The organism is Achromobacter sp. Marseille-Q4954 (genome assembly GCF_943737025.1).
Lineage (GTDB): Bacteria > Pseudomonadota > Gammaproteobacteria > Burkholderiales > Burkholderiaceae_B > Achromobacter > Achromobacter bronchisepticus_A.
Map to the genome: position 1 here is coordinate 1 of NZ_CALSFQ010000008.1, position 980 is coordinate 980.

General features: G+C 67.6%; 1 protein-coding gene. It reads left to right on the forward strand.

The window, feature by feature from the left end:
* Positions 1-343 precede the first annotated feature (343 nt).
* On the forward strand, positions 344-980 hold a 637-nt coding region (locus NGK62_RS32330; RefSeq protein ID WP_251882152.1), incomplete at its 3' end, for a M23 family metallopeptidase.

The following is a 980-nucleotide window of genomic DNA, read 5'->3' on the forward strand; positions in this document are numbered from 1 at the left end:
GCAGCGCCCGGGCGTCGGGCATGTAGCCCGCCGGAACCAGCGCGCGCAGCGCCAGGGCCAGAAGCGCCAGCCACAGCACGCCCCGCGCGCGTGCGGCGCTGCCGAGGTGCTGGAGGCGGATCAGGCGGGTCATGGCGGCATTCTATCCCGCGCGACCGGCGCAAGCATCTGACGCCGGCGCCCATGGCCCGCCAAAATCTTGGTACCCTTGAACGCACTCAAATATCTCCCGACATCCCACTCAGTGCCTCAGGTTTCAGTGCTTTCCTCGTCCGCCCAGACCCTGCCTCTTTCCACGTTGCCCGCTGCCGTACGCCGGGGCAGGCCGTCCTTCCGCTTGTGGATGTGCGTGCTGGCCGTGGCGCTGCTGGCCCTGCTGTCCGCCTGCGGCACCACCAAGGTCCAGCCCGGCTACTACCGTGTGCAGTCGGGCGACACGCTGACCCAGATCGCGCGCAAGCAGGGCACCAGCGTGAGCAATCTGGTGCGCTGGAACAATCTGTCGAATTCCAATGCCATCGAAGTCGGGCAATTGTTGCGGGTGGCGCCGCCGGCTGGGCAGGCCAGCACGTCCACCGCGCCCAGCAAGGCGCGCGGCAAGCCTGCCCCTTCGCCCAAGTCGTCTACCTCGACCGCCAAGCGCCGCACCGCCCCGCCGGGGGCGATCTCGCTGGTCTGGCCCGCCCAGGGCAAGGTCACGCGCGGCTATGACGGTTCGGGTTCCAACGGCATCGTCATCAGCAATTCCTCCGGCACGCCGGTGGTGGCGGCGGCGCAAGGCACCGTGGCCTATTCCGGCAGCGGCCTGCGCGGCTATGGCCACCTGGTCATCGTCAAGCACAACGCCAGCTTCCTGAGCATCTACGCCCACAACAGCAAGCTGCTGGTCAAGGAAGGCCAACGCGTCAGCCAGGGCCAGAAGATCGCTGAAATGGGCAATAGCGACAGCAAGCAGGTCGGGCTGTATTTCGAGCTGCGCT